Here is a 24939-nt window from a genome sequence, read left to right on the forward strand (position 1 = left end):
CCTACGGGTGGATTTGGTTGCGAGAACGACCCTGTTGTGGCGAAGGTCACACCCGCGGCGGCAGGGGTCGGTCATTCGGCCCCGACAGCCAGGTTCGCAGCGCCACGCCGTCCTCGTCCAGGCGGGGCGGCGCCTCGGGTTGGGTCACCGGAGTCACCGACAGGCGCAAGGGGCTGGCGACTTGGGGAATGCGCCCCTCACCGACCGGAACCACCGGATCCAGCCCCAGCCGCCCCGCCAACTCCAGCGCCTCCGACAGGCTGTTGACCGGCCCGCACGGCACCGACACCGCCGCCAACCGCTCCGTCCACCGCCGCGGGGTGTCCGCGGCCAGCCGCTCCTCCAGCGCCTCGACCAGATCCGCACGGTGCCGCACCCGGTCCCGATTCCGCCGGAACCGCACGTCGTCCGCCAGCTCCGGCACCCCCAGCTCGCCCACCAGCGCCCGGAACTGACGGTCGTTGCCCACCGCCACGGCCAACAGCCCGCCCCGCGCGGCCAACGTCTCGTACGGGGCGATGCTCGGATGCCGATTGCCCATCGGGATCGGGTCGCGCCCCGTCGCCAGATGGCCGGACGCCTGATTCACCAGCGACCCCAGCAGCGACGACAACAGATTGACCTCCACCGCCTGCCCCTGGCCGGTCCGCTCCCGGTGCCGCAGCGCCGCCAGGATCCCGGTCGTCGCGTCCTTGGCGGTCAACACGTCCACCAGCGCCACCCCCGCCTTCACCGGCGTCCCACCCGACTCCCCGGTGATGCTCATCAACCCGCCCACCGCCTGCACCACGAAGTCGTAACCGGGCAGCGCCGCACCCGCACCCGAACCGAACCCGGTGATCGTGCAGTGCACCAGCCCCGGATTCGCCGCCAACGTGGCCGCCGGATCCAGCCCGTACTTGGCGAGCGACCCCGGCCGGAAGTTCTCGATCACCACATCCGCCCGCCGCGCCAACTCCCGGGCCGCGGCCGCGTCCGCCGGATCGCCCAGATCGAGCGCCAGGCCGCGCTTGGAACGGTTCGCGGCGTCGAAGTACGCGGCGGTGCCCGCGACGAACGGCGGCCCCCAGGAACGCGTGTCGTCACCGGTGCCCGGCCGCTCGACCTTGATCACCTCGGCGCCGAGATCGGCGAGCGTCGCCGCGGCGAGCGGACCGGCCAGCACGCGGCTGAAGTCGGCCACCAGCACTCCCTCCAGGGCGCGCGGGGCGGAGGTCCGGTGGAACGGCTGCGGCTCGGGCTGGGGCACGGGCGCACTCCTCGCGTCGCGGACGGGACGCCGCCATCGTTCGCGACCGTCCGCCGCCGGGGAAGGGGCCGCGGTGTCTAACGGGAGTTGCACGAGTGGCCGGTGCGGCCGGTGGCGTAGATGAGGAAATGCACGCGGGCCGTGCGACATGCGTGCCGACGCATATCGACGCACGCCCCGGGTGTGCAGCCGGAAAAACCGGGAAATATCACAGGAGATACGCCACTTCGGGATTTACGACCCAAGATTCTCTGTCGGAAGCCGTGACGCGTGGTGTCTACTGGGCCTTGCCCAGCGCCCACTTGTTCGGGAGGAACAGCATGCTCCCCTCCGTATCGATTCTCCAGCAGATCGGCCTAGGCGTTCTGCTGGTCGTCGTCGTCCTCTGGGCAGTCGGCCTGATCAGACTGACCCGGCCCGGGCACCATCCCGCCGCCGCTCCGGGCCGCCCGCGCTCGCGACGGTCCCGGGCCCGGCTCGACGCGGTGCCCCGCCAGACCGGCCCCGGCGGACCGCCCGCGGAGAACGTCGAGCTCACCCCCGACGAGCGCCGGGCCTTCGACGACCTCGTCCGGCAACTCACCAGCCGCAGTTGACCCGCTGACGCCCCGACGCCCCCGGACTCCCGGCCGCCACCGGCGCCCAGAAACCCGCTCGGGGGGCACCCCCTCCCGAGCGCCACCTTCAGCACAACCACGCCCCAACTCAGCGCACCGGCCCCAACTTCAACAGCGCCAACGCCGCCAACATCTGCACCGACACCGCGGCCGCCGACTTGTGCGTCGGCAGATGGTGCTGACCACGTATCAGCAACACCGCCAGGAAGTAGCCGAACCCCCAGGTCGTCCACGTCGCGGCCTGGACGAACGTCGAATTCGCCGGCAACCAGGCCGCGATCCCCAACCGCGGCAGGTCCGTCACCCAGAAGACCACCACGAACATGCTCGCGGTCGGCGCGAACCGCCCGTTGCCCCCGAGGGTCCGCGCTATCGCGTGGGTCACCGCCCCCAGCCCCAAACTGGCGAACAGCACCCCCGCCTCGGCCATCCCCACCAACTGGAGCGCCGCCGAACGGTCCGCCGTCCACTGCGCCCGGAACGGCGCCACCGAGACGATCCCGATCCCGCCGCTGACCAGGCACAGCAACACCGCCGCGCTCCACGCGCTGCGGTCCCGCGCCTCGTCGAAGATGTCCACCGGCCGGTACCAGAGCCCGAATATCAACCGGTGCCACCACAACCGCTGCCGTCGCACGGGCTCCATACGGGCGGGCGGGGGCGCCGGCCCGGGTTCGGGCGGCGCCGGCTGCACCAACGTGGGTGGCGGGGGCGGCGACTTGGCGCCCGACGGCGGAGCGGAACGCCGAGGGGGCCTCGACGGCGGCGGTGTGGGGGGAGGCGATGCGGACATACGGCCGTTTCTACCACCGGCCGCGCCGGCACGACGCGCGGGCACCGGATGGCGGCTCACGCCGACCCCGACACCCGGATGAGACGCTCGGCCGGTGACCCTACAGACACCCGAGCACGACGAGGCGCACGGCGGCGGGCTCGGCAGCCGCCTCAACTGGCTGCGGGCGGCGGTCCTCGGCGCCAATGACGGCGTGGTCTCCACCGCCGGCCTGGTCGTCGGCGTCGCCGGCGCCACCGACTCGCGCTCCACCCTCCTCACCGCCGGACTCGCCGGCCTGCTGGCCGGATCGATGTCGATGGCCGCCGGCGAGTACGTCTCGGTCTCCACCCAACGCGACTCCGAGAAGGCCGCACTGGCACTGGAGAAGCGCGAACTGGCCACCGAACCCCAGGCCGAACTCGCCGAGTTGACCGAGCTCTTGGAGGGCAAGGGCCTGCGCCCCGAACTCGCCCGCGAGGTCGCCGCCGAACTCACCGAGCACGACGCCCTGCGCGCGCACGCCGAGGTCGAACTCGGCATCGACCCCGACGACCTCACCAACCCCTGGCACGCGGCGGGCGCCAGCTTCCTCGCCTTCACGGTCGGCGCCCTGCTGCCGCTGCTGGCCATCGTGCTGCCGGGAGCCGGGCAGCGGCTGTGGATCACGGTGGTCGCGGTCCTGGCGGCGCTGGCCCTGTGCGGGTGGAGCAGCGCCCGCCTGGGCTCCGCACCCGTGACCCCGGCGGTCCTCCGCAACGTCGCCGGCGGCGCCCTGGCCATGGCCGTCACCTACGCGGCCGGCACCCTCCTCGGCGCCACCGGCGCCTGACCCCGACAACCCCCACCACCGCCCCCTCCCCACCCCTGTCACGGTCCCCACCCGTCCAGCTACAATCCGTAACGGAATCCGGAACTCCCCACCACCCCCCGTTCGTTGCCGGATAAGAGGAGGCGGCGGCGCACGAGGCAGGGGAGGCGAGTAAGGAGTAAGGGGAGAAGGCTAGAGAAGGCTGACGTCAGCCGAATCTCACGCGACCCTCACGAGCCGTACAGGTCGGCGTAGGACGGGAAGACGCCACCGGGGCCGTCCACCGAGGTCGCCGAGAGCGCGCCCTTGACGATGGCTCGCGCCAGGACGTCGGCACCGGTCGCGAGGATGTCGTTCAGGGCGCCGGCCTCCAGGTGCACGCCGAACGCCGGGTCGGCCAGGGCCTCCAGGTCGGCGAGCGGACGGGCGCCGGTGGCGAGGGCGAAGACCGTGTCCCCGTCGTTGAGGAGGTGCGCGGGCCGCAGGGCGCGGGCCAGGCCGTCGTGGGCGGTGCCCGCCAACTTGTGGGCCTGGGCGCGGGTGAGGGCGGCGTCCGTGGCCACCACCGCGAGGGTGGTGTTGAGGGGCGGGCGCACCGAGGCGGCGGAGCGGGCGGCGGATGTCGCCCGGGCCTCCGCGAGGTGGCGTCGGGCGGCCGCGTGGACCTCGGGCTCGGGCAGGGGGCCGGGCGCGCCGTAGAGGGTGCCGGTGTGCGGGTCGGCGAACGAGCCTGCGGCGTTGACGGCGGCCAGCGCGGCGACCGTTATCCCGGAGGGCAGGACGGCGCTGGCCGTGCCGATGGCGCCCTTGAAGCCGCCCGAGACCGCGCCGGTTCCGGCGCCCACGTTGCCCTGAGGGACGGGCGATCCGGGGCGGGTGCGGGCGGCGTCCTCGGCTGCCGCGCGGCCCAACGCGGCGTCCGGGCGGGCCCGCCAGTCGCCGCCGCGGCCCAGGTCGAAGAGGGCGGCGGCGGGCACGACGGGGACGACCTGGGCCGGATCGGGGCCGACCCGGAAGCCGCGGCCCTGCTCCTCCAGCCAGGCGGCGACACCGGACGCGGCGTCAAGACCGAAGGCGGAGCCGCCGGTCAGCACCACGGCCTCGATGCGCTGGACGAGGTTGCGGGGGTCGAGGGCGTCGGTCTCCCGGGTGCCCGGGCCGCCGCCGCGCACGTCGACCGCCGCGACGGCGCCGCCCTCGGGGGCGAGGACCACGGTGGTGCCGGTGAGCCAACCGTCGTCGGTGCGCTGGGCGTGACCGACCCGCAGGCCGGGGACGTCGGTCAGGGCGTCGTGCGGGCCCGGGGGGTGAGGGGTGCCCTCGTCCCCCGGGGACCGCTGGTGTTGCCGCGCGTCACTCATGGGGCCATGCGTACCACGCCGGCCCCGTTCAGTGGCCGGCCGGGCCCATCGCGACGACCGGGTGCAGTGCCGGGTCGAGGGTGCGCAGCAGTTCGCGCATCACCTCGGGCTTGAGGCTGACGCAGCCCTGCGTGGGGCCGTCGTGGTCGACGTGCAGCCAGACGCCGCCGCCCTTTTCGTCGCCGAGGGGGCGCTGGCCGTCCAACGGGGAGGTGCCCGGGACACGGTTGTAGTTGATGGCGATGACGTAGTCGAAGGCGCCGGCCAGCGGTTCGCCCTCGACGCCGGTGCCATGGGCGACGAAGCTGCTGTTGTGGTCGTAGGGCAGCTTGGTGCCCCCCGGGGCGGGCAGCCGGCCGCCGGCGTCGGTGAGGGTGTAGACGCCCTCGGGGGAGCGCAGGTCGCCGTAGTGGTGGCGGGTGGTCCACCCGTGGGCGGCGTTGTGCGCGGCCCAGGTGGGGCCGGGCTCCCACAGGTCCGAGCCGTCCTCGCGGGTGTAGAGGACGACGCGTGAGTCGTACGAGTCGGGGTTCTTGCCGGTGACGACCAGGACCTGGCGGGCGTTGGCCGGTATGCGCTTGCGGGCGGCGTCGCTGAGGTCCGGGATGGCGCGCAGGCCGCGGGCGGTCTCCTGCGCGGCCTGGTGCGGCGCGGGGGTGTTCGGGCTGGACACCGTCCGGGGCGTGCCGCTCTTGGCGTCCGGTCGGCCGCTGTGGTCGTCGCCCGAAGCCGGCCATGCCCACAGGGCGGTGCCGACGAGCGTGGAGAGGGCGAGACCGCTGACGGCCTTGCTGCGCCGGGACAGTCTCCTGCGCGCACGGGACTGAGCGTGGCGGGCTGCCATGTCTGGCGTCTCCTCAGGTACGGACGGATGGACGGCCCGTGAGCAACTGCGGGGTCCGCAGAGCCTCCAGGCATAAAAAGGGCAATCTGCACCCTACCTCGTTCCCGCGAGGCCGCTTCCGCGGATTGTGGTGAACGGTAGAGGGCATGAGGATGACGCCGCACACCGGGGTGACCTTTGGTAGGGGAATGCGGGGATTGGCCGTGCGGGCGGGGGTGGTGAGTGGCGTGGAGAGGCTGGTGTTGTCGGGCAAAGTTGGCCGGAATGTGCCCCAAGTCCCGTGTAGGTGAGTGGAGTTGCGTGGTCGGCCCTCGGTGGCGGGGCCGGAGTCGGCCGTTCCCCGTCGCGGCTCTTTCGGGTGGTCGGGGCGGGTCGCGTACGGTCGTTCGGCACGCTTACGGGGGACGGGGCGCGGCCCGTGCACTCCTCGCGTCCGTAACCGGGATGGGCCGACCGGCGGTTGCTACTCCTCCTCCAGAGCGGTGCCCTGGCGGGCCGTCAGGGTGACGCCCATCGCGACCGTCAACGCCGCCACCACGCCCGCCGCCGGGACCGCCGCGTCCCCCGCGAACGTGCACAGCAGGACGAGCGCGGCGGACACCGGCAGCACCAGTTGCTGGGCCAGGCCGCGCTTCTGGTGGCGGGAGTGGATCAGCCACACCGTGAACATGTAGAGCGCGCCCGGCACCGTGAAGCAGGCCGCCGCCGCGTACGTCGAGAGGTGCGTCCGCCCGGCCGACTGCTCCACCGCGATCTCGATCCCCGCGCCGACCGCCGCGGCCGAGCCGAAGACCAGGTAGTGGCCGTAGCCCCACAGGAACGCCTGCCGGTTGGAGCGGAGGTGGAGGTGGATGGGGACCGCGAAGTAGATCCAGTACGCGGCGAAGACCAGCAGCAGGCCGCCGGCCGCGATCGGCAGCAGGGTGCCGAGGTCGTGGTGCTCGTCGAGTGCCGACTGCACGGCCACGGTCGCCGCGGAGACCGTCTCGCCCAGCACGATGATGGTGAACAGGCCGTAGCGCTCGGCGATGTGGTGCGGATGCCAGCTCGTCTGGCGCTCGCGCTCGGCGAGCGCCGGGACCGACAGCTCCAGCACCCCCATCACGACGAACACCCACGGGGCGTCCGCCGACGGCAGGAACACCAGGGCCAGCCAACCGACCTGGCAGAGGGTCACACCGAGGGCGTAACGGAGGGCGGTGCGGCGCTCGGCGCCCCGGGTGCCGTGCGCGGCCCGCAGCCACTGGCTGACCAGGGCCAGCCGCATCACCAGGTACCCGAACCACACGATGCGGAAGTCGCCGGCGGTGAAGGCCCGGGGCACGCCCGCGGCCAGGATCAGCACACCGGCGATCTGAACGAGCGTCACCACGCGGTACAGCCAGTCGTCCGTGTCGTACGCCGACGAGAACCAACTGAAGTTGACCCAGGCCCACCACACGGCGAAGAACAGCATCAGATAGCCGGCGATGCCGTGCCCCGGGTGGCCCTCGGCCAGGGCGTGCACCAGTTGGCGGCCGGCCTGGGCGACGGCCACGACGAAGCAGAGGTCGAAGAACAGCTCCAGCGGGGTGGCGGCGCGGTGCGCCTCGTCACGGCTGCGCGCGTGCATCAGAACCGGCACGGTGGCGTGCGCCCCTCTCGTCGGCCACGGGGGATGGGCCCTCAGTAGAGCGCGCGGGCAGGGGCGCCGGGGGCACTGCCCGTGCGGCGTGTCGCGCGGCCGGGGGCGGAGCATGGGGCGGGGTGGTGGCGCGGGGCGGCCAACTCGACGGCGGGGGCGACTAGTCGGCGACGGCCTCCATGATGGAGGGGATGCTCGGCGTCGGCAGCACCCGCGTCAGGCGGAAGCCGCCGGCCGACAGCAGCGCGGCGAACTCGTCGGCGTTGCGCTCCTGCCCGTCGAGGACGGCCAGCATGGCGACGTCCATCGTCTTGCCGAAGTGCGGCGCGTTGCCGGGCGGCAGCACGCAGTCGACGACCAGGAGACGGCGGCCGTCCGCCATCGCCGCGCGGCAGGTGCGCAGGATGCGGCGGCAGGCGTCGTCCGGCCAGTCGTGCAGGACGTGTTTGAGGACGTAGACATCGCCGCCCTCCGGGACCGCCGCGAAGAAGTCGCCCTCCTGGACGCGCCAGCGGCCCTTCAGGTCGTCGGTCTCCAACAGGTGGTGGACCAGTGGCGGGGCCAGGTCGAAGAGGACGCCGGTGAGGGCGGGGTGGCGGCGGAGCACGGCGCGCAGCAGCCCGCCGCGGCCGCCGCCGACGTCGACGACGGTGCCGGTCGCGGGGAAGGGGTAGGCGGCGGCCACCGCGTCGTCCACCGGGGCGGCCAGCGACGCCATCCCGTCGTCGAAGAGCTTCCGCTTGGCCGGATCCGACTCCAGGTGCGCGAAGAGCGGCGCGCCGAAGAGGCGCTCGAAGGCGGCGCCGCCGTGCCGCACCGCCTCGGTCAGGCCGGCGGAGGTCCGCAGGAACAGCTCGTCGGTGAGCATCATGACGGCCGGGTGGAGCGAGTCCGGCACGTCGGTGCGGAGCTGCTGGGCGGCCGGCGTCAGTTGGTAGGCGCCGGAGGCGTCCTCGCGGAAGAGGCCGCGGGCGGCGAGGTAGCGCAGGACGCGGCGCAGGTGCGGGGCGTGGGTGTCGGTGGCGACGGCCAGTTGCTCGGGGGTGCGCGGGCCGGCGGCGAGCTGGTCGGCGATGCGGTAGTGGGCGGCGGCGCGCAGCGCGGCGGAGAAGAGGTGCCCCATGGCCTGGTCCATGAGGCGGGTCGCGAGGTCGCCGGACTCGTCCGCCGGTCGGGTGGGAGAAGTGGCCAACGTCAGCCTCCGGTCGTCGGCTTGGGCGCCCGCGCCACGTCGCGGGCGCGGCACGGTTCACGGTGATCCACGGTTGCAGTCGCGGGGTGGTGGTGTCACGGGGGGAGGGGCACCGGACCGGTGCGTACCGGCCAGCGCGGGCGCGGAGTTCCCGTGGTGGGCGGCCCCTCGACGGGTGGCCGAACGGGCGGGCCGACGCGGGTGTGCCAAGGGGCAGACGGCGGCCGCCGGGCATGGTCGAATGCGCCCATGAGCGACAGCGACAACTCCTTCCCCGCGTCCGTCCTGGAACCGCTCGACGCCCGCCTCGCGGACCTCGTGGCGCTCTACGAAGACCTCCACCGCCACCCCGAACTCGCCTTCCAGGAGACCCGCACGGCCGCCGAGGTGGCTCGCCGGCTGACCGCGCACGGCTACGACGTGACCACCGGCATCGGCGGCACCGGCGTCACCGGGGTACTGCGCAACGGCCCCGGCCCCGTGGTGCTGCTGCGCGCCGACATGGACGCGCTGCCGGTGAACGAGAGCGCGGACGTGCCGTACGCGTCCACCGTCCCGGGGCGGATGCACGCCTGCGGGCACGACGTCCATGTGACCTGTCTGTTGGGCGCCGCCGACCTGCTCGCGGCGGGGCGGGACCGCTGGTCGGGGACGCTGGTGGTGCTGTTCCAGCCGGCCGAGGAGGCCGGCAGCGGTGCCCGGGCCATGCTCGACGACGGCCTCTACGGCAAGGGCCTGGTGCCCACGCCCGATGTGGTGCTGGCGCAGCATGTCGCCCCGTTCGGCGCGGGGTCGATCGTCTACTGTCCGGGCGCGTGCATGGCCGCAGCGGACAGCCTGGAGATCACCTTCCACGGAACGGGCGGCCACGGGTCGCGGCCGGAGACGACGGTGGACCCGGTCCTGATGGCCTCGGCGTTCGTGCAGCGGGTGCAGTCGGTGGTCGCGCGGGAGACCGCGGCGAAGGACCAGGTGGTGGTCACGGTCGGCTCGTTCCACGCCGGGAGCAGCGCCAACGTCATCCCGGACCGCGCCGTCCTACGGGTCAGCGTCCGCAGCTTCGACCCGAACGTGCGCACCGCCGTGCTGGCCGGCATCGACCGGATCGCCCGGGCCGAGGCGGCCGCGTCCGGCGCACCGCGGGAACCGGAGACGAAGGCCCTCGACTCCTTCCCGGTGACCGTCAACGACGCGGCCGTACTGGAGGGCGTCAACGCGGACTTCACGCGGTTCTTCGGTCCTGAGCGGGTGTTCCGGTACGAGCCGGCGACGGGCAGCGAGGACGCCGGGCTGCTGGCGACGGCCGCGAAGGCGCCGCTGTACTACTGGTGGCTGGGCGGTTGGGATCCGGCGGAGTTCCGCACGGCGCTGGCCGCCGGGCGGCTGGCCCAGGACATCCCCTCCAACCACTCGCCCCACTTCGTACCGGTCGTCCGGCCGACGCTCACCACGGGCGTGCAGGCGATGGTGGTGGGGGCGCTGAGCCGGTTGGGCGGGATGGAGGGGCGGTAGGTGGGGGCGGCCCCTCCGGCCCGTTGGGCGGATGCCCGCGGTGCGTTGACCTTGCCCCTGGGGGAAGGCCCAGCATCGGTGGGGCCGGGTGCGTCACCGCAGGAGTTCGCGGCTGAGACCAGCCGCCCCCCGCCGGCTGGCAGGGGCCAACGGTGAACGGCCAACGGCCAACAGGCGCAGGGGAAGCAACCGCCAACGGCTGTGTCCGCCTGAGCCCGTCCGCGGCCGCTTGCGTTTCCCCTACGCCCGACCCTTCAACATCCCCTGGAAGTACATCCGCGGCAGGCCGTAGCGCTTGAGGAACCACATGTCGGTGCGTTCCTTGGTGGTGTCGATGAAGGGGAACGAGGGGGTGGGCCGGAGGTCGTAGTCGAACTCGGCCAGCAGCATCTTGTGCCGGGCGGTGACCAACGGGCAGGAGGTGTAGCCGTCGTAGCGGGCCGCGGCGGGGTGGCCGCGGAGACCGGCCAGGAGGTTGGCGACGACCACCGGGGCCTGCTTGCGGACCGCGGCGCCCGTCTTGGACGTGGGGAGGTGTGCCACGTCCCCCAGGGCGAACACCTCGGGGAAATCAGGGTTTTGGAGGGTGTGCGGGTGCGTCTTGACGTACCCGTAGGGGGAGTCGGGGGCGGCGAGCGGGCCGTCGGCGAGCCACTGCGGGGCGCGTTGCGGCGGTACCGCGTGGAGCATGTCGTAGCGGAGCGTCTCGGTGTTGCCGGTGGTGTGGTCGGTGAGGACGGCCGTGCGCTCCGGGCCGTCCAGACGGGTCAGTTCGGACTGCAGCCGCACCTCTATGCCGTAGCGGCGGGCGGTCTGCTCCAGGGCCCGGGCGAAGACCGGCACCTTGAAGAGCGTCGGCTCCGGGAGGACGAGAACGGTCCGGATGGCGCCCAGCACGCCGCGCTTGCGCCAGTGGTCGGCCGCCAGATACGCGATCTTCTGCGGCGCGCCACCGCACTTGACCGGCCCCGACGGCATGGTGAACACGGCCGTGCCGCGCCGCATCCGCCGGATCAGGTCCCAGGTGTACGGGGCGAGATCGGCCCGGTAGTTGCTGCTCACCCCGTCGTGGCCGACGGCCGACGCCAGCCCCGGCACGCCGTCCCAGTCCAGGCTCAGACCGGGCGCCAGCACCAACCGCCCGTAGGAGAACACCCGGCCGGTGGCGGTGGTCACCGTACGGGCCGCGGGGTCGACGGCGGTGGCCCGCTCCCGCAGCCAGCGCACGCCGGGCGGGATGACCTCGGCCTCGGGGCGCAGCGCGGCCCGCAGCGGCGCCTGACCGCCGCCGACCAGGGTCCACAGCGGCTGGTACCAGTGCGTCTCCGCGGGCTCCAGCAGTGCCACGTCCCGGACGCCGGCGCGGCGCAACCGGGCGGCGACGGTGATGCCCGCGGTGCCTCCGCCGACGATCAGGACCTGGTGGTGTACGGGGGCGGTGGCGGGCGCGGGGTCCGCGTCGGCTGCGGGCCGGGTCATGCGTGTCTCCTGTCGGTCGGGGGTTTACGGGGGTGGTCAATGTGTAGACGGGGATCGGCCCGGCGCACTACGGGCCATTGGCCGTTGGCGGGTGGGCTGTTGGTCCCTCGCCCGTTGACCCGTCGGCTGTCGGTCTGTCTGCTGTTGAGTTGTGGGCTCCCGGTGGGTGCGGGGCCCGGGCATACGGGCGCCGGGGCGCTAGAGATCGGGCAGTGTGGCGGCCGCCATCGCCAGGGCCAGGACGGTGACCAGGACGGCGAAGGAGGCGGTGAGGGTCTGCGGGCGCAGGCGGCCCGCGAGGCGGTTGCCGAGTTGGCTGCCGACCGCGGCGCAGGCCGCCAGGGTGGCGAGCAGGGGCCAGTCCAGCGAGCCGGTGCCGGCCCGAGTGGCCAGCGCGGCCGCGGAGTTGATCAGTATCACCAGGAGCGAGGTGCCGACCGCGACCGGCATCTCCAGGCCGAGGACGAGGGTGAGGGCCGGTACGACGACGAAGCCCCCGCCCACCCCGAAGAACCCGGTGAGCAGCCCCACGGACGAGGCGGTCACGACGGTCCGCAGCGGCCGTGCGCGGCGCGTCGGGTCAGGGCCGGTCCGCGCCCGGCGCGGCCATGAGGGCGCGCGGGAGGGGGAGTTGGGCGACCCCGCGCGGACCTCGGGGATGGAGGCGCCCTCGGGCGCCGCATGCTCCCCCTGGGACACCAAAGGCACCGGCTCCACGGAGCCCACCGCCGCCGTCCTCGCCTCCGTCCCTCCCCGAGACCGGCGCAAGCCCGCGCCGCCCCGCCACAGCATCCCCGCTGCCACCACCAGCATCAGCCCCGAGAACGCCGCCATCAGGACGTCGGCGTTCAGGGTGGCGCTCCAACGGGAGCCGAGGTAGCTGCCGGCCGTCCCCAGGGCGCCGAACGTCGTTCCGGCGACCCAACGGACCCGGCCCGCGCGGGCGTGACAGAGGAGGCCGCCGACGGCGCCGACCGCGACCACCACCAGGGCGCCCGCGGTCGCCCCGTGTGGGGACTGCCCCATCAGGTAGACCAGTGCCGGCACCGCGAGTATCGAACCGCCGCCGCCGAGCGCGCCCAGCAGGAGGCCGATCACCAGCCCGCAGGGCAGCGCCGTCGCGGCTAAGAGGACGGTCACGGCGGCCCGTTAGGCGGTCGGCGCCGCGGCCCGCGGCGCGAGGGCGACGGCCCGGCTGGCGTCGGACCACTCGGCGACGAACGCGAAGCGGTCGCCCCGGACCACCGTCTCGCGCCACTCCACCGACCGCTGCCCGGCCCGCCCGATCCGTTCGATGGCGAACGCCGCCTCGCGGTCGGCCAGTCCGAGCAGCCACGCCTGCCGGATGTCCGGCAGGAACGGAGCGATCCGCTCCCGCCCGCCGGAGACCTTCACCGCGCAGCGCCGCGCCAGTTCGGCGTAGAGGGAGGTGTGCCCGAAGTCCGCGTCCAGCAGCGGTCCGGCGAGGTCGGCCGGGAGGTAGGCGGTGTCGTGGGCGAGCGGTTCGCCGTCCGCGAGCCGCAGCCGCTCCAGGACGACCAGCGGCGCGTCCGGGACCAGTCCCAGGTGGCCGGCGACCGTCGCGTCCGCGGTCCGCTCCAGCCGCAGCACCTCGCTGCGCTGCTCCACGCCCTGTGCCTCCAGGTCGCGGAAGAGGCTGTAGAGGGAGCCGAGCGGCTGCTGTATGCGGCGGGTGTCGAGGCGGCTGGCGCGGCCGCGTTCGGCGATCACCAGGCCGTCGGCGCGCAGCTTGCGCAGCGCCTCCCGCACGGTGTGTCGGCTCACCTCGTACTCGCCCGTCAGCCGGTGCTCGGCCGGGAACTCCTCGGTGAACGCGCCGGCTTCCATCCGGCGGCGCAGATCGTCCAGGAGCTGCGCCCACAGGGGCAGCGGGGAACCACGGTCCAACGGGCGCGGCCCGTGCCCCGGTTGGGGCTCGTGGCCGCGGTGACCGGGATCACGGGGACCGGGGTCACCCTGGCCGCCGTCCGCACCGTCTGGCGTCCGGCGGCCGCGCGCGCCCGGCGGCCCCGGCTGAGGCGGCGTCATGTCAGTCCTCGCATCCTTCGCGTCCCTCTGGTCCTGCGGCCGGTATCCGGTCCTCGTCCGGCCTGGAGAGGGGGCCGGCTTGTTCCCCCGCCAGCCGGCTCCTTAATGTACGTACATCCGTGCATCCGCACAACAGAGCGGTCTGCACGGGGCATTCAGCCGCCCATGCTCCGGCCCGAGCGGACCGACCCCGCCCGGGCGCCGCGCACCCCTGGAGGCCCGACCGTGCACTTCGCGCAGTACTACCTCGACTGCCTCTCCCAGGCGTCGTACCTGATCGGCGATCAGAACTCCGGACGCGCCGTCCTCGTCGACCCGCGCCGCGACGTCGACGAGTACCTGGCCGATGCCGAGGCGGCCGGCCTGCGCATCGAACTCGTCATCGAGACGCACATCCACGCCGACTTCCTCTCCGGGCACCTGGAGGTGGCCCGGGCCACCGGCGCCGAGATCGCCTTCGGCGCGGCCGCCGAAACCGGCTTCCCCATCCGCCGGTTACACGATGGCGAACGCCTCTTCCTGGGCGCCGAACAGGCAGCCGACGACGCCCCGTTGGGCACGCCGTCCACCGCGCACTCCCAGGGGGCACACACCCTGCCCGCCGCCTCCGGAGTGACCCTCACCGTCCTCGCCACCCCCGGCCACACCCTGGAATCCATCTGCCTGGCCATCCGGGAAAACCCCGAAGACGACGTCCCGTTCGGCGTCCTGACCGGCGACACCCTCTTCGTCGGCGACGTCGGCCGCCCCGACCTGCTCTCCGCGGCCGGCCACTCCCCCCAGGGCATGGCCGCCCGTCTCTACCGCTCCCTGCACACCAAACTGCTCACCCTCCCGGACGCGACCCGGATCTTTCCCGCACACGGCGCAGGTTCGGCCTGCGGCCGCAGCATCTCCACCGAGACCAGCTCCACCATCGGTGACCAGCGCCGTCTCAACTACGCGCTGCAGCCCATGACCGAGGACGCCTTCGTCCGGCTCGTCACCGCCGAACAGCCCGTCGCCCCCGGCTACTTCGCCCACGACGCGGCCCTCAACCGGGACGGCCACCCCCTACGGGACACGGCGCCACCCGCCCCGCTCACCCTGGACGAGGCCCTGGCCGCCCGCGACGAGCGGGGCGCCGCCCTGCTCGACTGCCGCCCGGTCGACGCCTACGCCCGCGCCCACCTCGCCGGCTCCCTGCACACCAGCCTGGACACCCGGTTCGCGGAGTACGCCGGCAGTGTGGTGGCCCCCGGCACCCCGATCGTCCTGCTCACCGACCCGGGCACCGAACGCGAGGCCCGTCTCCGCCTCGCCCGGATCGGCTACGACCAGGTCCTCGGCCACCTGCCCGACCCGGCCGCGGCACTGGCCGCCGCCCCGGAACTCGCCCGCCGCAGCCACCGGCTGAGCCTGCCCGACCTGCTCCCGCGGCTGCCCCTGGACCCCCACGACCCCGTCGACGGAGGCCAGTTGATCGACGTCCGCAATCCGGCCGAGTTCGCCGCGGGCGCCCTCCCCGGCGCCCGCAACATCCCGCTGGCCGCGCTCGCCGACCGGATCGACGAACTCGACCCGGCCCGCCCGGTCATCCTCTACTGCCGCAGCGGCAACCGCTCGATGATCGCCGCGGCCCTCCTGGAGGCACACGGCTTCGACCAGGTCAGCGACGTCTCCGGCGGCTACGCGGAACTGGCGACGGCCCGCTGACACCGGGGGAGGGCTGGCGGCCCCACACGCTCAATCCGTCACACCAGCCTCACCAGCCAGCCCTCCCCGCGTCACCCTCCGACCCCACGCCCACGCTCGCGCTCGCGCCGAAACCACCCCCACCCCGCCACCATCACCGTCAACCCCGCCCCCACCACGCACCCCACCGCCGGCACCACCAGCGACGGTAGCCCGCCACCGCTCGCCCCGGCAGTGGCCGACGAGGCAAGACCAGCCCCCGCCTCCGCCCCCGTAAGGGCAAACCCCAACCCCAAACCCGCCGTCATCGTCAGCACGGACTTGGTCAACCCCGAGGCTGCCCCGGCACGTTCGCGCCGGACCACCGCCTGGGTCCCGGTGAGCGCCAGTCCGCCCGCCACGCCCAGCGCCGCCGCGGCCCCCGTCGACGCCACCAGCAGGCCCGGCGCCCCCGCAACGACCCCGGTGGCCCACAACCCGCCCCCGGCAACGGCCAGGCACACCGCCATCACCGCCACGGCCGCCCCGGACCGCACCCGCCCGGCCACCGGCCCCCCGACGGCCAGCGCCGCCGCCGGCGCCAGAAACGCCACCCCCGCCGCCAACACCGGCCACCCGCGCCCCTGTTGCCACGTCCACGGCAGTACGTACAGCAGCGCCACCGTGGCCGCGTTGGCGACCGCCCCGGCGGCGGTCAGCGTCACGTAGGGGAGGTTGCGGAACAGCGCGAGATCCACCAGCGGCGCCGGAGCCCGCCGCTCGGCCCGCACGAACAGCCCGCCCAACAGCACCGCACCCACCAACCACCCAACCCCCGCGGCGTGTTCCAGCCAACGCGCCAGGCACACCAGGGCGCCCGTCCCCGTCACCGCCCCGGTCACGTCGAGCGGCTGCCCCGCGGCGGCCGCGTCCCGCGACTCGTCCGCCCGGCGCGCACACCACACCGTGACCCCGGCCAGCGGCACCGTCAGCCAGAACACGGCCCGCCAGGAAGCCGATTGGGCCAGCGCGCCACCGAGGAACGGGCCGCACACCGTGGCCAGTCCGGCCAACCCCAGGGCCCGCCCGGTCGCCCGCCGCGCCCGCCCCGGCGGACAGGCGTTGGTGAGCAACGCCAGCCCGGCGGGCATGATCAACGCGCCGCCCGCGCCCTGCACCACCCGCGCCGCCACCAGGAACGACAGCGACGGCGCCAGCCCGCACAGCGCGGAGCCCACCCCGAACAGCGCCGCCCCGAGGGCCAGCATCCGCCGCCGCCCGTACAGGTCGGCCAACCGCCCGGCCAGCGGCATCAGTGCCCCGGCGGCGAGCAGATACCCGCTGACCACCCACGGCGCCGCGGCCGCGTCCCCCGGCAACTCGGCCCGCACCACCGGCAACGCCGGATTCAGTGCGAACGAGTCCAACTGCACACAGAAGGCCCCCGCCCCCAACGCGCGCTGCGCCCAACTCCCGCGCTCAGAAAGCCTGTTATCCGCCGTCACGGACATAAGCCCGGCCACCACCTCTCACGCGCCCGCAAGGGCAAGCACCCCAAAGCCGGCAAGTCAGCAAGCCAGCAAGCGGGCGAACAGAAAAATTCGGAAATGAAGGAACGAAAAGGAAGAGAAAGAAAGCTGGAGAGGGAGGGATGAAGCGCACCGGACCGGGGCAGGAAGAGGCGAGAACCCGTCGCGTCAGCCGTCGCGGGGTGAGAGGAAGGGGCCGGCGCCGGCCCCGTAGAGCCGCCGTACGATCATGGCCATCGCGGCCCCGTACAGCGGTCGTTCAGCATTCGTTGATCGCTGAACTCCATGCTGATGCGCATGTTGCGCCGTGTGATCTCAGAGCATGCAGAAGACGCCCGAGAAGTGCAAGAGCCGGATGCGTCGCAGGTCGCCCTCACCTGGAGCGGGGAGCCGGGCCGTCTGGAGGAGTTGACGCACGGCATGCTCCTGGAACAGGCCGAACGGGCGGCCGCCGCGCTCACCCGCTGCGGGGTGCGGGCCGGCGACCGCGTCGCGGTCCACCTGCCCCTGGTGCCCGAGTCGGTGATCGTCACCCTGGCCTGCGGCCGGCTGGACGCGATACGCACCACGCTCCCGGTCTCGCTGACCGTCCCCGAACTCGCCGCGCGCCTGCGGGAGTCGGAGTTCCAAGTGCTGATCACGGCGGACGCGGCATTCTGGGACGGCTCCGTGCGCCCGGTGAAGCCGGTACTGGACCACGCGCTGGCGCGGGGCGCCGCCGCCGGCGGCAAACTGCCGCACACCGTCCTGGTGGTGAACCGCTGCTCCCGCCCGATCTCCTGGAAGCCCGGCCGCGACACGTGGTGGCACGAGGCCCTCGCCACCGACTGACCCACCCGACCACGCCGCCCGCGGCCCCTACCTCCCGCGGCCCCTACCTCCCGCGAACGCGACGCCCTCCGGACGCGACACCCTCCGGACGCGACGCCTTCGAACCCGACGTCCTCCGGACCCGACGCCTCCGGATCCGACGCCTCCGGATCCGACGCCCTTGGACGTGTCTCTCCAGACGGGACGGCGACCCGCACTGGATGGCGACGGCGACCCGTATCGGACGGCGACCGCGACCGGCATCGGACGGCGACGGCGACCAGCATCGGACGGCGACGACGGCGATCACGGCCACGCCGCGACTCACCCCCCACTCGCTCCCTTCCCCTCCCCCCTCCCCCCTCCCCCCTCCCCCCCCCCCCCCCCGCCCCCTCCAGGGGCTCACTGCCACCGGACGGAGGGGGGAAGAGGGCCCCGGCACGGAGGGGAAGCGGGCCACCGCACCCTTGAGAACAGGGACACCGCACTTCCGCACAGTGCCACCGCACCTTCGGGGGCAAGGACCACCGCACCCCTCGGTACAGGACCACCGCACCACCCCGCCCGCACACCCCGATGCCCCGCACAACGGGCTCGTGACCCCGGGCGCTCCTAGCGTGGGCCTTCCCGACCCCGTACGGAGGCCAGGTCGCCATGCCGAAGCGCAGAGCCCGCGATCACCACCCCCGCCCCCGCCCCCTCCCCGGTTCCGATCGTGGGTGGCCGCTCGGGCAGGGGCGTGCCGAGCACGGACCGCCCACGCGACCGCAGGACGCCCAACGCCCGCACCCGATACCCACCCACCAGAACGGGAGCTGGAGCAGCTAGCGCGCCGGGCGGCCGCCGGGCCCGCCCGTACCCTGAAGGGGTGAGCACCAAGCCCGAGCCCCAGCCCGAGCCCGGTCCCGAGACCGACTCGACCGCCGGGGCCACCCGAGAACCCCGAGACGCATCCGCGGCGCCCGAGCCCCACACGCCGGCGCCCGCCGCGCCCTCGGCCCCCGCCTCTCCCGTGCCGAACACCACGGCGGCGACGACAGAGACAACCCCGGAGGCCACCTCCCCCGAGGACGCCCGTTCCGGAGGGGCAGAGCCCCAGGGCACAACGTCGAAGGACGCACCCCGCGGGAAGGCCGCCTCCGCGCCCACCCCCGACCGTCGCCGTCCCGACCCCCGGAGCGCCGCCGCGCTGATCTTCGACGACCCGTTGAGCCAGCGGTCCTCGGACGACACGGACCGCGGCTGGGGCGAGCGCCCCACCGCCACGGGCGGCGCCGCCGATCTCGCCCGCTTCCTCGACGAAAAGCCGCCCCACCACCTCTGAGCGAGGCGATGGGGCGGCGTGAACCGGCCGGAGCGCCCGCTACTGCTGGGACTTCTGCGTGATGATGGCCGCCGCGGCCGCGGAGGCCGCAGTCGGGTCGGCGGAGCCGCCGTTGCGCTGGGCGATCAGCGCGTCGCGGATCTCGGTGAGCAACTCGATCTCGGTCGGGGCCGCCGGCTTCTCCTCGGTCGCCTTCTTGGCGTCCTGGCGGGCCTTCCACTTGTTCATGGGCAGGATCATGAGGAAGTAGACGACCGCCGCGGTGATCAGGAACGTCAGCGCCGCGCTGAGCACCGAACCCCACAGGACGTAGATGCCGTCCGCGTAGTGGCCGGTCTTCTTGTCCACCGTGCACGCGGCGCTGATGCAGGTCTGGTAGTTGTCGAGGTTCTGCGAGCCGAAGGCACCGACGATCGGGTTGATGACGCCCTTGACCACCGCGTTGACGATGTTGGTGAACGCCGCACCGACGACGACCGCCACCGCCAGTTCGATGACGTTGCCGCGCATCAGGAATTCCTTGAATCCCTGGATGACGCTCTTCTTCTCGCTCACCTAACAGCCTCTTTCCACGCTCGCTCTGGACGGTGCACCGACAATCAGCACCGCAACTTACGACAGGGCGGGGCGGAGCTGTCCAATCACCCAGCCCGAACCGGCGATTGACCAGTGCACCAGTGCGGATAACCGCCCGGGCAGGGCGGATCCGGCGGGCCGGGGCGAATCGGGGGTGGTTCGTATGGGGCGGAGGGGCGGCCGTGCGGGGTCCGGCGCCCGCCGGGGAGCGGCGGGCCGGGCCGCTCGGCAGGGCCCTCGCGGCGGTGATTGGTGTGGCGGTGCCGATAGCGGCATCGGTATCGGTGGTGCGGGCGCGCCCTCCGGGGCGCGCGGCAGGTGCCCCGCCACTCGGAGAAGTCTCGCGTGCCCGAGCGGCGGACGCCACTCGATCTTGTCGTGGGCGCGCCATGGTCACCGCCCCCCGTCGGCCGCCGCCGAGGGGCAGGCGGCGGGTGCGGGCGGGGAGCCCCCGGGGCCGTGCGACAGGCCAGTGGCCAGTGCTGCGGCGGCCGTTGCGAGGCCGGCGGCGAGCAATCGGCGGCGGGCCGGCCCGCGCCATCGGGAGCGGAGGCCGCCCGCGAGAACGGGGGCAAAGTGGGGCACTTCACACCGCGGGGGCGTGGGCAGGGCCGGGGACGGGGTGGGCATGGTGATCACCGCCTGGGGTGCGGGCGTGCAACGGACACGGTCGGAGGCGGGCCCCGCGTTCGGACCCGCGATCACCACCGTGCCGTACTTCGCCCATCCCCGCGGCGGCCTGTGGACGACCCCGACCCCACCCCGGGCCTGTGGACAACTCCGTCACCCGACAGGGGAGTTGAGCGGGGGCGCGCCCCCGCCGCCCCGTTACGGCAGCTCGATCCCCAGGTCCCAACCTTGGTGCGCGTCCGTGCACAAGCAGTTGCGGTCCGCGGTGGTGGGGAGCGCGGCGACGGTGTCGAAGAGGACCTCGCGGAGCCGGCCGATGTTCTCGCCGAAGACCCGGAGGACCTCCTCGTGGGAGACGCCGTCGCCGGTCTCGGCGCCCGCGTCCAGGTCGGTGACCAGGGTCAACGAGGTGTAGCACAGGCTCAGTTCGCGGGCCAGGACGGCCTCGGGGTGGCCGGTCATGCCCACCACCGACCAGCCCTGGGCGGCGTGCCAGCGCGACTCGGCGCGGGTGGAGAAGCGCGGCCCCTCGATCACCACGAGGGTGCCGCCGTCGACCGGCTCCCAGTCGCGGCCGCGCGCGGCATCGAGGGACGCCTGCCGGCCGGTGGGGCAGTACGGGTCGGCGAAGGTGAGGTGGACGACGTTGGGGATGCTGCCGTCGGGAAGCGGTTCGCCGTCGAAGTAGCTCTGGGCGCGGGACTTGGTGCGGTCCACGAGCTGGTCGGGGACGAGCAGGGTGCCGGGCCCGTATTCGGGGCGCAGGCCACCGACGGCGCACGGGCCGAGGACCTGCCGCACGCCGAGGGAGCGCAACGCCCAGAGGTTGGCGCGGTAGTTGATGCGGTGTGGCGGGAGGTGGTGGCCGCGGCCGTGCCGCGGCAGGAAGGCGACCGAGCGCCCGGCGATCTCGCCGAGGAACAAGGAGTCGCTGGGTCGCCCGTAGGGGGTGTCCACCGTGATCTCGGTCACGTCATCCAGGAAGGAGTAGAACCCCGACCCGCCGATAACGCCAATCTCCGCATCAGCCATGCGATCACACTATCGGGCGCCCGTGCCGGCCCGCGGGCGGTTCGGACCGTCCGGCTCCCGGGAATGCGGCGGGCCCCGCCGCTCCTGGTGGGGAGCGGCGGGGCCCGGAAGTCCGCTCGCGGGCGTCGGTGCCTTGGTCAGGCGGCCGAGCCGGTGCTGGCCTTGGTCGTCGACTTGCTGTCCGAGGACGACGAGGTGGAGCCGGACGACGAGGACGACGACGAGGAGGCATCGGACGACGAGGAGCCGTTCGACGATGCGCTGCTCGACGAGGAGCTGCTGGCCGGGCTGCTGCTGGATGACGAGCCGCGGCTGTCGTTGCGGTAGAAGCCGGAGCCCTTGAAGACGATGCCGACCGCCGAGAACACCTTCTTGAGGCGTCCGCTGCAGCTTGGGCACTCGGTGAGCGCGTCGTCGGTGAACTTCTGCACGGCCTCAAGGCCCTCGCCGCACGCGGTGCACTGGTACTGGTAGGTCGGCACTTGACTTCCTCCTGGCACTCTCACTCATTGAGTGCTAACGACGCTCCATCTTGCAGTATTCCGGCGCCCCAGTCCACCGCGAACGGCGCACGGTGACCGACTCCACGCCCGCCCGCGCCCCCGGGTTCGGGCCCGTTCAGGCGCGGCTCAGCTCCCGTTCCGGCTCGCCGACGGCGTCCTCGGCGGCGCCGGTCGACCCGGCGACGACCGCCGAGGAGCGGGGCACCAGGTGGGCGCGCAGGCTCAGCAGCACCACCAGGGCCAACGCCGTGCCGACCAGCGGCACCAGGAAGCCGGAGCTGGGGCCGAAGCGGTCCGCCAACTGACCGGCGGAGGTGGCCGCGGCCGCCTGGCCCAGCGCCACCGCGCCGGTCAGCCAGGTGAACGCCTCGGTCCGGGCGGTGGCCGGGACCAGGGACTCGACCAGGGTGTAGCCGGTGATCAGCGCGGGGGCGATGCAGAGGCCGACGACCAGGCCGACGGCGCCCAGCAGCGGCACCGCGGTCACCGCCCACAACGGGGTGGTGGCCAGCGCCAGCAGCCCGTAGGCGACCAGCAGGCGGCGGCGCGGGCCGACCTTCCAGGCGATCGTGCCGCAGGCGATGCCGGCGAGCATGTTGCCGCCGGCGAAGATCCCGTAGAGGACGCCGTTGATGCCGGGCTGCCCGATGTGCTCGGTGAGCGCGGTGAGCGAGACCTGCATCCCGCCGAAGACCGAGCCGATGCCCAGGAACGCCACGATCAGGAGGCGCACACCAGGGATGGACAGCGCCGAGACCCGCGCCTGGTCCAAGGCGCTCTCCCGGTGGACCGGCGGCTGGGTGCGCCGCTGCGAGGCGAACAGCAGGCCGCCGGCGAGCGTCAGCACGGCCTCGGCGACCAGGCCGGCGGCCGGGTGGATGCCGGTGCACAGCGCGGTCGCCAGCACCGGGCCGACGACGAAGGTGAACTCGTCGGTCACCGACTCGAAGGCGGCGGCCGTCGGCATCAGCGGGGTGCCGCCCAGCTTCGCCGCCCAACGGGCCCGCACCATCGGGCCGACCTGCGGCGTCGAGGCGCCCGTGGGGACGGCGACGGCCAGCAGCGCCCACAGGGGTGCGTGTGCCAGGGCGAGCACGATCAGCGCCGAGACGCCCGCGACGTGCACGAGGACGCCGGGGATGAGCACCGCCCGCTGGCCGAACCGGTCGGCCAACTTGCCGCCCTGCGGGGCGAACAGGGCCATCGAGACGCCGGTGGCGGCGGAGACCGCGCCGGCGGTGCCGTAGGAGCCGGTGGTGGACTGGACGAGCAGGACGATGCCGATGGTCAGCATCGCGAACGGCTGCCGGGCCAGGAAGCCGGGCACCAAGAAGGTCCACGCTCCGGGCGTGCGCAACAGTTGTCCGTAACCGGGACGGGAATCCTTGACCGCGGATGCCACGGCCGGGCCTTTCTGCCGCCTGGTAGCGCTGCCCCGCGAGGTCGTCACAGGTGCGCGCCGAGAGCTGTCCTCTCGCGCAGGACCGAGTGATACCGCATGGTCCGCACCGAAAGAGGTGGCTGCGTGTGGCAGGGGACCGCGGCCGCCGAGCGGTCGCGCCAGCTCTGCGTCAGGCAGAGTTGGTTCGTGATCCGTACAAAATACCGTTTCGATAGTACAGGTCATATGGGGGAGAAGCCCTGGGATTAACCAGGACTTCACGGGGATTTCCTTGGCATCCGTGGAGAGATAGCGCACATGCGGCGCCCGGCCGGACAAGCCGGGCGCCGTGCCGTGCGGGGCCCGGCCACCCAGGGGCGGCCGGGCCCGCCGCCTCAGCCGACCTCGCGCCTCCGGGTGCGGCCGGCCCCGCCCTCCTGGGGCTCGCGCTCCGTGGCGGTGCCCAGCCAGCCGGCCAGCTTGCCGCCCTGCGACACCGCCTGGAGCCGGCGCTCGGCCGCGTCCCGCACCGGGTCGGTGGCGACCACCAGCAGCTCGTCGCCGTGCCGCAGCACCGTCGTCGGGGAGGGCACGAAGCTGGCGCCGTCCCGGACGACGAGGGTGACGGCGGCGCCCGCCGGCATCCGCAGCTCGCCGACCTCGACGCCGTGCATCCGGGACGTGGGGCCTATGGACGTGGACAGCAGGTGGCCGCGCAACCGCTCCAACGGGGCCGACTCGATGCCCAGGTCGGCGGCCTCCTCGTCCTCGCCCAGCCGCAGCCGTCGGGCCAACCAGGGCAGCGTCGGGCCCTGGATGAGGGTGTAGACCACGACCAGCACGAAGACGATGTTGAAGACCGTCTCGCTGCCGGGGACGTCGCTCACCATCGGGATGGTGGCCAGCACGATGGGCACCGCGCCGCGCAGTCCGGCCCAGGACAGCAGGGTCTTCTCCTGCCACGGCACCCGGAAGGGCAGCAGGGAGGCGAAGACGGACAGCGGGCGGGCGACGAGCGTGAGGATCATGCCGATGAGCAGCGCCGGCACGATGTCGTCGAGCAGGTTGTGCGGGGTGACCAGCAGGCCGAGCAGGACGAACATGCCGATCTGGCCTATCCAGCCGACGCCCTCGGCGAAGCCGCGGGTCGCCGGGGCGTGCGGCAGCTTGGCGTTGCCGAGGATGACCGCGGCCAGGTAGACGGCGAGGAAGCCGGAGCCGTGCGCCAGCGCGCCGGCCGCGTACGCGGAGACCGCGATGGCCATCACCGCGATCGGGTAGAGGCCGGAGGCCGGCAGCGCGACGTGCCGCATGCCGTACGCGCCGAGCCAGCCGATGGCCAGGCCGACGGCCGCGCCGATCGCCAGCTCCAGCGCGATCTCGCCGAGCAGGACGTACCAGTGCTCGACCGGTCCCGCGGTGGAGAAGGCCACGACGAGGATGACCACCGGGGCGTCGTTGAAGCCGGATTCGGCCTCCAGGATGCCCGTCAGGCGAGCCGGCAGCGGGACGCTGCGCAGCACGGAGAAGACGGCCGCGGCGTCCGTGGACGACACCACCGCACCGATCAGCAGCGCCTGCTTCCAGCCGAGTCCGGCGAGGTAGTGGGCGCCGGCCGCGGTGACCCCCACGCTCACCGCGACGCCGAACGTCGAGAGCACGGCCGCCCGTGGCAAGGCCGGTTTGATCTCTTTCCACTTGGTGCCCAGGCCGCCCTCGGCGAGGATCACCACCAGGGCGGCATAGCCGAGGAGTTGGGTCAGTTCGGCGTTGTCGAAGATGACGCCGCCGATGCCGTCCTGCCCTATCGCGATGCCTATCCCCAAGTAGATGAGCAGGCTGGGGAGCCCGCTGCGCGAGGAGAGTCGTACTGCGGCGACCGCAACGAGCAGTACGAGTGAGCTGATCAGCAGGAGTTCGTTGAGGTGTTCGACAGTCAGGAGCTGATCCTTCCTCGCGCCGTGGCCGGGATGGGCCGCTTGTCGTTACCG

General features: G+C 73.6%; 21 protein-coding genes. 6 read left to right on the forward strand and 15 right to left on the reverse strand.

The annotated features are described in order from the left end of the window. Positions 1-46 precede the first annotated feature (46 nt). Positions 47-1249: a CaiB/BaiF CoA transferase family protein gene (locus tag PV796_RS22910; protein WP_274915213.1), complete on the reverse strand. Its 1203-nt coding sequence runs from the start codon at positions 1247-1249 to the stop codon at positions 47-49. A 320-nt stretch (positions 1250-1569) separates the two neighbouring features. Between PV796_RS22910 and PV796_RS22915 the strand changes: the two genes are divergently transcribed. Continuing rightward, positions 1570-1845: a hypothetical protein gene (locus PV796_RS22915; RefSeq protein ID WP_274915214.1), complete on the forward strand. Its 276-nt coding sequence runs from the start codon at positions 1570-1572 to the stop codon at positions 1843-1845. Between the two features lie 109 nt (positions 1846-1954). On the opposite strand, the gene PV796_RS22920 is transcribed toward PV796_RS22915, so the two are convergent. After that, positions 1955-2503 carry a Yip1 family protein gene (locus PV796_RS22920; protein WP_274915216.1) on the reverse strand — a complete coding sequence of 183 codons (549 nt, stop codon included), beginning with the start codon at positions 2501-2503 and terminating at the stop codon, positions 1955-1957. A gap of 250 nt (positions 2504-2753) precedes the next feature. Here PV796_RS22920 and PV796_RS22925 point away from each other — a divergent pair, with 250 nt between their 5' ends. Further along, positions 2754-3470, forward strand: a complete 717-nt coding sequence (locus PV796_RS22925; RefSeq protein WP_274915217.1) for a VIT1/CCC1 transporter family protein — start codon at positions 2754-2756, stop codon at positions 3468-3470. 209 nt (positions 3471-3679) lie between these two features. Here the strand turns inward: PV796_RS22925 and PV796_RS22930 are convergent, their stop codons facing one another. From PV796_RS22930 to PV796_RS22945, 4 genes are all read right to left on the reverse strand, one after another. Further along, positions 3680-4810, reverse strand: a complete 1131-nt coding sequence (locus tag PV796_RS22930; RefSeq protein ID WP_274915218.1) for a P1 family peptidase — start codon at positions 4808-4810, stop codon at positions 3680-3682. A 28-nt stretch (positions 4811-4838) separates the two neighbouring features. Next, positions 4839-5654, reverse strand: coding sequence for a L,D-transpeptidase family protein (locus PV796_RS22935; protein WP_274915219.1), 816 nt, complete (start codon positions 5652-5654; stop codon positions 4839-4841). A 463-nt stretch (positions 5655-6117) separates the two neighbouring features. Continuing rightward, a complete protein-coding gene (locus PV796_RS22940; RefSeq protein WP_274915220.1) occupies positions 6118-7266 on the reverse strand; it encodes a low temperature requirement protein A in 1149 nt (382 codons plus the stop codon). A 172-nt stretch (positions 7267-7438) separates the two neighbouring features. Further along, positions 7439-8470: a methyltransferase gene (locus PV796_RS22945; protein ID WP_274915221.1), complete on the reverse strand. Its 1032-nt coding sequence runs from the start codon at positions 8468-8470 to the stop codon at positions 7439-7441. 249 nt (positions 8471-8719) lie between these two features. Between PV796_RS22945 and PV796_RS22950 the strand changes: the two genes are divergently transcribed. Next, positions 8720-9982 (forward strand): amidohydrolase, encoded by a 1263-nt coding sequence (locus PV796_RS22950; protein WP_274915222.1) that lies wholly within the window; start codon positions 8720-8722, stop codon positions 9980-9982. 240 nt (positions 9983-10222) lie between these two features. Here PV796_RS22950 and PV796_RS22955 read toward each other — a convergent pair whose 3' ends face one another. The 3 genes from PV796_RS22955 to PV796_RS22965 all read right to left on the reverse strand — a co-directional run bounded on the left by PV796_RS22955 (position 10223) and on the right by PV796_RS22965 (position 13510). Next, positions 10223-11461, reverse strand: coding sequence for an NAD(P)/FAD-dependent oxidoreductase (locus PV796_RS22955; protein ID WP_274915223.1), 1239 nt, complete (start codon positions 11459-11461; stop codon positions 10223-10225). Between the two features lie 198 nt (positions 11462-11659). After that, on the reverse strand, positions 11660-12601 hold the full coding sequence (locus PV796_RS22960) for a sulfite exporter TauE/SafE family protein (protein WP_274915224.1): 942 nt from the start codon (positions 12599-12601) through the stop codon (positions 11660-11662). A gap of 9 nt (positions 12602-12610) precedes the next feature. Further along, positions 12611-13510 carry a UTRA domain-containing protein gene (locus PV796_RS22965; protein ID WP_274915225.1) on the reverse strand — a complete coding sequence of 300 codons (900 nt, stop codon included), beginning with the start codon at positions 13508-13510 and terminating at the stop codon, positions 12611-12613. Between the two features lie 225 nt (positions 13511-13735). Here PV796_RS22965 and PV796_RS22970 point away from each other — a divergent pair, with 225 nt between their 5' ends. Further along, on the forward strand, positions 13736-15205 hold the full coding sequence (locus PV796_RS22970; RefSeq protein ID WP_274919186.1) for an MBL fold metallo-hydrolase: 1470 nt from the start codon (positions 13736-13738) through the stop codon (positions 15203-15205). A gap of 71 nt (positions 15206-15276) precedes the next feature. Here PV796_RS22970 and PV796_RS22975 read toward each other — a convergent pair whose 3' ends face one another. Then, on the reverse strand, positions 15277-16674 hold the full coding sequence (locus PV796_RS22975; RefSeq protein WP_274915226.1) for an MFS transporter: 1398 nt from the start codon (positions 16672-16674) through the stop codon (positions 15277-15279). 360 nt (positions 16675-17034) lie between these two features. Here PV796_RS22975 and PV796_RS22980 point away from each other — a divergent pair, with 360 nt between their 5' ends. Further along, entirely contained in the window at positions 17035-17523 is a 489-nt protein-coding gene (locus tag PV796_RS22980) for an AMP-binding protein (protein ID WP_274915227.1), read from the forward strand. A gap of 847 nt (positions 17524-18370) precedes the next feature. Then, positions 18371-18826, forward strand: a complete 456-nt coding sequence (locus PV796_RS22985; RefSeq protein WP_274915228.1) for a hypothetical protein — start codon at positions 18371-18373, stop codon at positions 18824-18826. Positions 18827-18865: 39 nt separating this feature from the next. Here the strand turns inward: PV796_RS22985 and mscL are convergent, their stop codons facing one another. The 5 genes from mscL to PV796_RS23010 all read right to left on the reverse strand — a co-directional run bounded on the left by mscL (position 18866) and on the right by PV796_RS23010 (position 24888). Then, entirely contained in the window at positions 18866-19381 is a 516-nt protein-coding gene (gene mscL, locus PV796_RS22990) for a large conductance mechanosensitive channel protein MscL (protein WP_274915229.1), read from the reverse strand. An 849-nt stretch (positions 19382-20230) separates the two neighbouring features. Continuing rightward, complete coding sequence (locus PV796_RS22995) at positions 20231-21064, reverse strand: S-methyl-5'-thioadenosine phosphorylase (protein ID WP_274915230.1); 834 nt, start codon at positions 21062-21064, stop codon at positions 20231-20233. A gap of 137 nt (positions 21065-21201) precedes the next feature. Continuing rightward, on the reverse strand, positions 21202-21546 hold the full coding sequence (locus tag PV796_RS23000) for an FmdB family zinc ribbon protein (RefSeq protein ID WP_274915231.1): 345 nt from the start codon (positions 21544-21546) through the stop codon (positions 21202-21204). A 136-nt stretch (positions 21547-21682) separates the two neighbouring features. Next, the gene (locus tag PV796_RS23005) at positions 21683-22969 is read right to left on the reverse strand and encodes an MFS transporter (RefSeq protein ID WP_274915232.1); all 1287 of its coding nucleotides are present in this window, start codon (positions 22967-22969) and stop codon (positions 21683-21685) included. A 374-nt stretch (positions 22970-23343) separates the two neighbouring features. Beyond that, a complete protein-coding gene (locus PV796_RS23010; RefSeq protein ID WP_274919187.1) occupies positions 23344-24888 on the reverse strand; it encodes a potassium/proton antiporter in 1545 nt (514 codons plus the stop codon). Positions 24889-24939 lie beyond the last annotated feature (51 nt).

This window comes from Streptomyces sp. WZ-12 (assembly GCF_028898845.1).
GTDB lineage: Bacteria > Actinomycetota > Actinomycetes > Streptomycetales > Streptomycetaceae > Streptomyces.

Excerpts from the sequence above, each read along its gene's own strand:
- PV796_RS22915 (WP_274915214.1), top strand. The coding sequence starts at position 1,570 with ATGCTCCCCTCCGTATCGATTCTCCAGCAGATCGGCCTAGGCGTTCTG.
- PV796_RS22930 (WP_274915218.1), bottom strand. The coding sequence starts at position 4,810 with ATGAGTGACGCGCGGCAACACCAGCGGTCCCCGGGGGACGAGGGCACC.
- PV796_RS22935 (WP_274915219.1), bottom strand. The coding sequence starts at position 5,654 with ATGGCAGCCCGCCACGCTCAGTCCCGTGCGCGCAGGAGACTGTCCCGG.
- PV796_RS22940 (WP_274915220.1), bottom strand. The coding sequence starts at position 7,266 with ATGCACGCGCGCAGCCGTGACGAGGCGCACCGCGCCGCCACCCCGCTG.
- PV796_RS22950 (WP_274915222.1), top strand. The coding sequence starts at position 8,720 with ATGAGCGACAGCGACAACTCCTTCCCCGCGTCCGTCCTGGAACCGCTC.
- PV796_RS22955 (WP_274915223.1), bottom strand. The coding sequence starts at position 11,461 with ATGACCCGGCCCGCAGCCGACGCGGACCCCGCGCCCGCCACCGCCCCC.
- PV796_RS22965 (WP_274915225.1), bottom strand. The coding sequence starts at position 13,510 with ATGACGCCGCCTCAGCCGGGGCCGCCGGGCGCGCGCGGCCGCCGGACG.
- PV796_RS22975 (WP_274915226.1), bottom strand. The coding sequence starts at position 16,674 with ATGTCCGTGACGGCGGATAACAGGCTTTCTGAGCGCGGGAGTTGGGCG.
- PV796_RS22995 (WP_274915230.1), bottom strand. The coding sequence starts at position 21,064 with ATGGCTGATGCGGAGATTGGCGTTATCGGCGGGTCGGGGTTCTACTCC.